Here is a 7,672-nt window from a genome sequence, read left to right as displayed (position 1 = left end):
CCAGGCGCACCCGGCCGTCGTGGGTGACCCGGCCGAGCGCACGCCCACGCTCGGAGGTGAGCACCAGACCGGTGTGCACGGGCAGCTCTTTGGCGCCGTCCATGTCGACCGCCCCGTCGTGCCCCGCGCCGAACAAGGCGTCCACCTCGTCCCCGGCGACGTGCAGCTCGGTCATCCCGGTCCAGCCGGAGGTGATGGCGAGCTCGGCCCGGTACTCCTCGGCGAGCAGGCCGACCGAGCTGGCCTTGATCCGCAGCGGAAGGTCCTTGGAGACGACGGTGACGTCGTACCCCTCGGCCTGGAGGTTGCGGGCCACGGCCAGGATGCGGGTGTCGGCCTCGCCGCCGGCGCCGCCGCGGAAACCGACCGGGAGGATCGAGGGGTCGGAGTGGTTCAGCTCGACCTGGACGGTGCCGCCCGACTCGCCGACCGGGATCGGCTCGTCGAGCCTGCCGTGCCGGACCCGGAAGTCGTCGAGCAGACGCAGCGCCTGACGGGCGAAGTAGCCCAGCTCCGGGTGGTGCCGCTTGGCCTCCAGCTCGGTGACCACCACCACCGGGAGGACGACCTCGTGCTCCTCGAACCGTGTCACGGCGAGGGGGTCTGCCAGGAGCACGCTGGTGTCGAGAACGTACATGCGGCGGCCGTGCTGGCCTGTGCGCGCGTGTCCGTCCTGCGCGCCGAGGGCCTGGCTGTGTTCACGCATATGTGATGGCGTACCCACGGGCGTGCCTCCCGTTTGCGGGTCCTCAGTCTACCCCTGGGGCTCGGAGAGCCCCATGTTCACGTCGACGCGGGCGCTGCAGACGGCAGTCGTCAGCCCGCGGACAACAGGGCGGTTCACCTTCCATGCAGGACAGACCTGTCTGTATCTCTGATGATGTCTGGGCATACCGCCGGCAGTGACGATCACGCTGCTACGAGGTGCCGTGAATCGATTCGTCGTGTCCGCTCCGAACGCGCGGGGACGAGCAGCGCGGCATCGACGGCGGGTGATGTGAGGCCGCATCTGGGAGGGGACACAGACGGACCGTCATCCGTCGCGGTCTGCCGGCCGGTGCCCGGTGCCCGGTTCATGGCGCGGGGCCGCCGGTCACTCCCGCCGGCGATCGGACAGCTTCTCCCGAGCCGCCGCCACGCAGATGAGCGGCCAGGCCACAGAGACGCCACCCGAGATGATCCAGGCCAAGGGCCGCGTGCTGACACCTCGCACGTGGTCGCCGACGACCTCACGTACCGCTGAAGTGATGAGGACCGGCCGCCCCTCCGTCATCCAGCTGTACAGCAGCCAGGCCGCCTGAGGCGCGGCCAGGTACGCGGCGACCCCGGCGCCCGCGCGGCAGATGACGCTTTCCACATCCACGGTGAATCCCCTTGGAGAGTGCTCTGTGCTTTCTCGGGTCGCCCGCAGTGGCCCCGCACCCCCACGGAACCCGGAGAACTTCCCAACCCGTCGCCTGAGATGACAGCCTCCGCCACGATGGTGCGACAGGTCAACGGCGCCCCGTACCGGCCGGGCCGATCAGCTTCGCGACAGGCCGGCGCGGATCCGGTTCGGCACGACTCATGAGCCCACCCGGACGCCACGACACCTGAGGCAGGTCGCCAGCCGGGCGACGGCACCGGTTCCTGGCGTGTTCCAGGACGTTACGGGTGTCGTGGTCCAGGCCGACCACGAGATCGGGGATCGCCTCCAGGCTCACCCGAACGAGGTCGACGTGCGGTACCGGGTCCAGGAGTTCGGCAGGCGGCGGGCCGGTCAGCGGATGGTCGCCGGGGGCCCGTACGAAGCCTCGTGCTGCGACAGGTCTTCGAGACGCAACGGCTCCGGATGGCTGATCAGTTCACCGAGCAGGCCATTGTCCTTCGGGTAGGGCCCGATCGCGGCGATCTCTTCCTGCGGTATCCCGACCGTCAGGAACTCGGCGAGCGACTCGCCGTCCGGACCGATCACCCCCAGTGCCGCGTAGCGGGCGCCGACCAGGACCGCCGCCGCCTCGACGATCCGCCGCAAGGCCTGGGTGAGGTTCAGCTCGCGCCCGACCGACAGCACTGCTTCGAGCAGGCTGTGCACCCGGTCCGTGGTCCCGCGGGCAGCGTCGATCCGCGCCCGTACTTCTTCGAGCAGCTCGTCGAGCCGAAGCTGTGGTGTCCGCGGGCGCGCCGCGTCGTCACCGTCCACGGCGGCCTCCTCCAGCCCGATGCCGGCGGCCGATTCGCGCAGACCGCCCGCGGCATCGGCGGCAGACCCTGCGTCGGTCGTCGCGCGTGCGGCCCGGCCCCCTGACGGGGTCATCGCCCACAGCTGTCCACCGTCACGGCGTGGGTGTGCCAGGCCAGGTATTCCTGGTGTAGGTAAGCGAGGGCGGCATCGGGTCCGGTGTGCCAGTGGGGGTCGTCGGGCCGGTGGGGGCCGGCGGTGTGCCGGGGGAAGGCCAGGTCGAACAGGAGCAGGCTGCGCGCGCTGATCCGGGCGACAGTGAGCGCATGGTCGTCGCGGCCTTGCCGCCAGTGCCGGTCGTCGACCGCGGCTTGCCGCAGGATGGCCTCGCGTTGCTGTGCGGCGGTGCCGGTGAGGAGATCTCGGGAGGCGAGTATCGAGGCGAGGCGGGTGGTCTCCTCCTCCAGGTCGGGGGCGTTGGCGTAGGCCTCGGCGGGGGAGGGGACGTCGGATGCGATGTGACTGGTCATCAGGCCTTCCGGGAGGAGACGGGGTGGTTGCCATCGGACAGGTCCCGTCAACGCGACCGCCGTGGGCGGGCGCTGTGCGGTCATGCTCCAACCAACGGACCGGCACCCGGCGTGGTCACGCGGCGGTTGCCCACCGAGCAGCCTCCGGGCGGACCGCACATCAGACCTGATCCGGCAAAGCACCGTCGGCGGCATGGTCGTCCCCGTCGGTGGTGAGCCCGTGTCCGGTGGGTTGCGTCCGGCCGGGACGGCCGGGCGCCGGGGTCGCGCTCCCGTCCAGGACGTGGGCCTGCCACTCGCTGGGGGAGAATCCGTAGGTCGCGCGGAACACCCTGCTGAAATGCGACGGGTTGACGAAGCCCCAGCGATGGGCGATGGCGGCGACCGAGTCCTGCCCGTGCCGGGACTGCCCGAGTTCACGCCGGCACGCCTCCAGCCGGCGCAGCCGCACCCACTGACCCACGGTGACGTCGCCGTGCTGGAAGAGTTTGTGCAGATAGCGCACGGAGATGTAGTTCGCCCGGGCGATCGACTTGGGCGAGAGCTTCGGATCCATCAGGTTCTCCTCGATGTACGACCGGATCCGGGTGAGTGTCTCGGCAGTGGCGCTCACGGGTGTCGGATTCTCCCGCTGGAGCAGATCCGTCACCATCAGCGCGACGAGGTCCGCGACGCTTCGGGCCAGGTGATTGCCCGTCACCAGGTGCGGGGCTTCGCCCGGATCGGCGAGCATCGTGAGGAACTGGGAGATCAAGGAGCCGATTCCGTCGCTGCCGCGAGCCATCAGCCCGCCGACGCGCCTCACCTCGGCCGGGGGCGTGCCCAGGTAGAAGCTGGGGATGCGGAAGTATGTGATCCTGCTCGAACCGTCCCGCCAGAGGCTCGCCGGGTGCGGCGTGCCGGTGACGAGAACGTCGCCGGGTTTCAGCGGCACCTCGATGCCGTTCCGTCGGAAGACGGCCCTGCCGCTGTGGTGCACACCCACGAAGAGGAAGTCGTCCGGGTACGATCCGGGCGGCTGCGGCAGGACGTCGATGTAACCGCGATCCTCGTGGGAGCGTACCCCGCCGTTCTCGTGCAGCTCTGTTTTCTGCGTGGGTGTAGTGCCCGACTGGATCACGGAAACTCCAACCGACTATGAGGTCAGGTGCATTGGTCCGGTGGCGAACTCCGGTTCGACCGGCAGGGCCGGCTGCCGCCTCACCCCGGGGAGGCGACTTCTCGACGATCGCCGGGGCGCACAGCGGGAGAGCCCGCCGGGGGCGACTTGCCCACAAGCAGATAGACAGGTCTGTCTATCTGCTTGTATGGACGCTACGGATTCCGGGGCCCATGGGCAAATCCACGCACGATGATATGTGTCATGGTTTGTGATGAATTATGGCCGGGCATATCGGACCGGGGACCAGGCGCGGCTTCGGGAATCCGGGCACCCGGCCCGGGGGTTCACCCCCGCCGCATCACGGCATGCGTCACGAGCGGCTCGCTCCGCACGAAAGCCCTCGCCGTGTTCTCGAATTCATGATCGAGGCCGGTGTAGCGCTCGTGATGCTGGGCCAGGTGCTCTCCCCACGAGGTCACCGTGAACGTCTCGACGAACAGGTCCGGCTCCGCCGCGTCCCGGTACAGACCCCACGCGCTGGCCCCGGTCCGCCGCCGGGAGGCTTCGACGTCACCCATCGCACGGACGAAAGCCGGCACGTCATCGTCCGCGACCCGGTACGAGACGGTGACCAGGACCGGACCGTCCTTCGGAGCCGGCTCGACGATCAGCTGAGGTTCGGGCCAGGTGTCGGACAGCGACGGATCGACCCGCCCGTCCAGCAACGGAAGCCGCCGCAGGGAGAGCACCCCCAGCCCGAGCAGCGCGGCCGAGGCACCCAACGCGGTGGTGAGCCCGGCGTGCTGTGCCAGCTGTCCCCACACCAGGGCGCCCAGGGCATTGCCCCCCTGGAAGACGAGCAGATAGAAGGCGCCCGCGCGCGCCCGGACCCAGTTGGGCAGTTCGAGCTGCAACGCGGCACTGAGGGTGGACAACCCCCAGACCCACGCCGCGCCCGCCAGCGTGAGGACCAGGCCGGCCAGGACGGCGTTCGTGGTGACGGCCAGGACGACGAGCGTGCCCGCGATCAGGGTGCCGGCGAATGCCAGCATGCCGCCCGCCCCGAGGCGGGCACTCAGACGGGGCAGCGCTCCCGCACCCAGGATCGCCCCCACCCCCACCGTGGCGAGCAGCACGCCGTACCCGGCGGAGCCAAGGTCCAGTCGTTGCACCGCGGTCACCGGCAGCAACGCCCACAGGCAGGCGGCCGCGGGAACGAACAGCGCGTTGCGCAACAGGATCCGCCGGACCCTCGGCGCGCTTCGCACGTACCGCCCGCCGGCGCGGAGCGCCGCGAGTGCCTGTTCGCGCTCCTGACCACGCCGGGGCGCGTTGCCGAAGGTCCGCCGGTTCAGCAGGACCAGGAGGATACCGAGGAAGGAGACGGCGTTGAGCGCGAACGTCCAGCCCACGCCGGCGCCGGCGACCAGGGCGCCACCGAGTGCGGGCCCGACCGCACGGGCGACGTTCATGTTCACCGCCCCGAGCGCCGAGGCCTGCCGTAGCTGCTCGCGGGGGACCAGACTCGGCTGGAGCGCCTGCCAGGCCGGGCCGTTCAGCGCCGTCAGACAGCCGAGCAGGAAGGTGAGCAGCAGCAGGACCCACGGCCCGAGAACGCCGAGCAGTGCGAGTACCGCGAGAACGGACGCCACCGCGGCCATGGCCGTCTGCATCACCAGCAGCAGCTTTCGGCGGTCGAGGAGGTCCGCGAGGACCCCGGCCGGCAGGGCGAGCAGCAGGACGGGCAACCCGGCGGCGACCTGGACCAGCGAGACCAGCGCGGCGCCATGGCCGACGAGCAGCCACTGCGCCCCGACGGTCTGCATCCAGCCGCCCGTGTTGGAGACGAACTGGGCCAGCCACAGAGCCCGGAAGGTGTTCTCGCGCAGCGGGGCCCAGGCGGACCCGCCGGCCGGCGCAGGGGGACTGTGCTTCATCAACTCTCCGCCGGTCGGCTGAAAACAGGGCCCGGTACGCCCGGGCGAGGCGCGCGGAGCGACGGCACCGGGACCTCCCTCGACCGCTCCGGCCCGGGACCGCCACCCGGCCCGAGCGGTCGAGGTAGGTCAGCGCAGGCGCCGGTGCAGGGCGTGCCGGGTGGCCAGGCCACCGCCCACCCCGAGGGCCACGGCCACAGGCAGCCACCACAGCGGCCAGGTCGTCAGGCCGAGGGCGTTGTCCAGCGACCACCGACCGGGGCCGGTGGCCGCGAGCACCGCGCCGAACATGATCAGCACGAGCGGGTACTCGTACCCGTCGTGCTGCACCCACAGCCCGTGCGGCCACTTCACCGTGAGCGCCACGGTCATCACACCCATGACACCTGCCCCGGCCAGTGGGGTGAGCAGACCGAGGGCCAGCAGTAGTCCCGCTCCGATCTGGGTGCCGCCCGCGGCCAGTGCCGTGAGCTTTCCACCACGGAAGCCGTCGCCCCGGAACTCCGCAGCGCCGCCCACCAGGCCGTTGCCGCCGAGACGGAAACTGACCTTCTGGACGCCGTGACCCGCGATCAGCAGGCCGGCGACCACACGCAGCAGAAGAAGACCCGTGTTCATATCGGACTCCGGTCAGGGGTTCGGTCGCCGTCCGTCAGCCGGCAGCGTGCGGGTCGATCATGGTCTGGGCGTAGACGAGGCCCGTGCCGTAGGCACCGCCGTGCTCCTTGACCAGGTCGGTCACCGGGACGTAGGTCTCGCCGCGAGCCCAGTCGCGCTGGAGCTCCAGCAGCACCTGCAGCCACGTGACCGGCACGGCGCCGGCCGCCACCATCCGCTGCAGGGCGTGCTCGTGGGCCTGCGGGCTGACACCGCCCGAGGCATCCGCGACCACGAACACCTCGTAGCCCTGCTGCAAGGCCGACAGCGCCGGCAGAACGACGCAGACCTCGGTCCACAGACCGGCGAGGACGATCTTGCTGCGGCCGGTCGCCCTGACCGCCGCCACCAGCCTCTCGTCCTCCCAGGCGTTCATGGTGGACCGGTCGATGACCTCCTGACCGGGGAAGACCTCACGCAGCTGTGGCAGGATCGGCCCGGAGAACGACTCCGCCGCGACGGTGGAGAGCACCACCGGCACGTCGAATGTCTTCGCGGCCTTCGCCAGACCCACGGTCGAGTTGATGATCGAAGTGCGGTCACCACTACCTGTGCCGAAGAACATCTGCGGCTGGTGGTCGACGAACAGCACCATCGCGTTGTCCGGGGTGATCAGGTCAGGGCTCGGCGCTGCGTGGACCGTGGAGAAGTCGACCATGGTTGTTCTCTTTCCTGGTGATGTTCCTGGGAACGGATGGTGGATCGGGCAGCCGTCCGGGTCATCGGGGTGCCACGCTCTCGACGCTAGGCGCATCGCCGCAGGTCCACTGCTCGCTGAGCGCCCGGAGCTGTTCCGACGCTGCACCGTCGGCGCTCACCGCGTCGGCCGACCGCATCTGTGCACTGCCGGACAACCGGTGGTGCACTGCGACGGCACCGCGCACACCGTCGCCTGCCTAGGTTGGCAGGGCGGCCCCACCGTGGCGGGAGCGGTGACCCGGGCTCCGCAGCCCACCGACGACCCGGGCAGCGCCGCTCGCCCCAATCAGCCGCACCCGGCGCCCACCCCGGCCGAGTACACCGGCCCACCAGTCGCCACGCCCGAAGGAGAACTCAGTTGACCACCGTGCCCGTCGCCGGCATCCGCCCCGGCACCCCCGATCAGCCCGCCGACCTGGTCATCCGCAACGCCAAACTGCACACCAACGACCCGCGGCGCCCGCGGGCGAGCGCCCTGGCCGTCCGGGACGGACTGATCCAGGCCGTCGGCGGCGACGCGGACGTCGTCCCGCTGGTCGGCCCCGGCACCCGGGTCGTCGACGCGCTCGGCCGCCGCGCCGTCCCC

Annotated in this window: 7 protein-coding genes and 3 pseudogenes; 1 reads left to right on the top strand and 9 read right to left on the bottom strand. The window is 70.9% G+C overall.

Annotated elements, in window-relative coordinates; translation table 11 throughout:
* The 9 genes and pseudogenes from AA75_RS14920 to AA75_RS14885 form a co-directional block, all read right to left on the bottom strand.
* Positions 1 to 637: PIN domain-containing protein (locus AA75_RS14920; RefSeq protein ID WP_033820491.1), on the bottom strand; the 637-nt coding region annotated here is incomplete at its 3' end.
* A gap of 456 nt (positions 638 to 1,093) precedes the next feature.
* Positions 1,094 to 1,363: a hypothetical protein gene (locus tag AA75_RS14915; RefSeq protein ID WP_033820489.1), complete on the bottom strand. Its 270-nt coding sequence runs from the start codon at positions 1,361 to 1,363 to the stop codon at positions 1,094 to 1,096.
* Between the two features lie 280 nt (positions 1,364 to 1,643).
* A pseudogene (locus AA75_RS51905) lies at positions 1,644 to 1,775 on the bottom strand (nucleotidyltransferase); the annotation flags it as partial.
* A pseudogene (locus tag AA75_RS14910) lies at positions 1,772 to 2,182 on the bottom strand (GAF domain-containing protein); the annotation flags it as partial. The pseudogenes AA75_RS51905 and AA75_RS14910, both read right to left, overlap by 4 nt.
* Before the next feature lie 110 nt (positions 2,183 to 2,292).
* Positions 2,293 to 2,691 carry a hypothetical protein gene (locus AA75_RS14905; protein WP_033820487.1) on the bottom strand — a complete coding sequence of 133 codons (399 nt, stop codon included), beginning with the start codon at positions 2,689 to 2,691 and terminating at the stop codon, positions 2,293 to 2,295.
* Between the two features lie 160 nt (positions 2,692 to 2,851).
* Entirely contained in the window at positions 2,852 to 3,811 is a 960-nt protein-coding gene (locus AA75_RS14900) for a helix-turn-helix domain-containing protein (RefSeq protein WP_051812416.1), read from the bottom strand.
* Positions 3,812 to 4,137: 326 nt separating this feature from the next.
* Positions 4,138 to 5,730, bottom strand: a complete 1,593-nt coding sequence (locus AA75_RS14895; protein WP_033820486.1) for an MFS transporter — start codon at positions 5,728 to 5,730, stop codon at positions 4,138 to 4,140.
* 129 nt (positions 5,731 to 5,859) lie between these two features.
* On the bottom strand, positions 5,860 to 6,348 hold the full coding sequence (locus tag AA75_RS14890) for a DoxX family protein (RefSeq protein ID WP_033820485.1): 489 nt from the start codon (positions 6,346 to 6,348) through the stop codon (positions 5,860 to 5,862).
* A gap of 34 nt (positions 6,349 to 6,382) precedes the next feature.
* A complete protein-coding gene (locus tag AA75_RS14885) occupies positions 6,383 to 7,045 on the bottom strand; it encodes a hydrolase (protein WP_033820484.1) in 663 nt (220 codons plus the stop codon).
* Between the two features lie 408 nt (positions 7,046 to 7,453).
* Between AA75_RS14885 and AA75_RS14880 the strand changes: the two are divergent.
* Positions 7,454 to 7,672: pseudogene (locus AA75_RS14880) on the top strand (amidohydrolase); the annotation flags it as partial.

The organism is Kitasatospora sp. MBT63, assembly GCF_000710465.2.
Classification (GTDB): domain Bacteria; phylum Actinomycetota; class Actinomycetes; order Streptomycetales; family Streptomycetaceae; genus Kitasatospora.
This window is presented reverse-complemented; position numbering and strand designations above follow the sequence as displayed.

Excerpts from the sequence above, each read along its gene's own strand:
- AA75_RS14905 (WP_033820487.1), bottom strand. The coding sequence starts at position 2,691 with ATGACCAGTCACATCGCATCCGACGTCCCCTCCCCCGCCGAGGCCTAC.
- AA75_RS14895 (WP_033820486.1), bottom strand. The coding sequence starts at position 5,730 with ATGAAGCACAGTCCCCCTGCGCCGGCCGGCGGGTCCGCCTGGGCCCCG.
- AA75_RS14890 (WP_033820485.1), bottom strand. The coding sequence starts at position 6,348 with ATGAACACGGGTCTTCTTCTGCTGCGTGTGGTCGCCGGCCTGCTGATC.
- AA75_RS14885 (WP_033820484.1), bottom strand. The coding sequence starts at position 7,045 with ATGGTCGACTTCTCCACGGTCCACGCAGCGCCGAGCCCTGACCTGATC.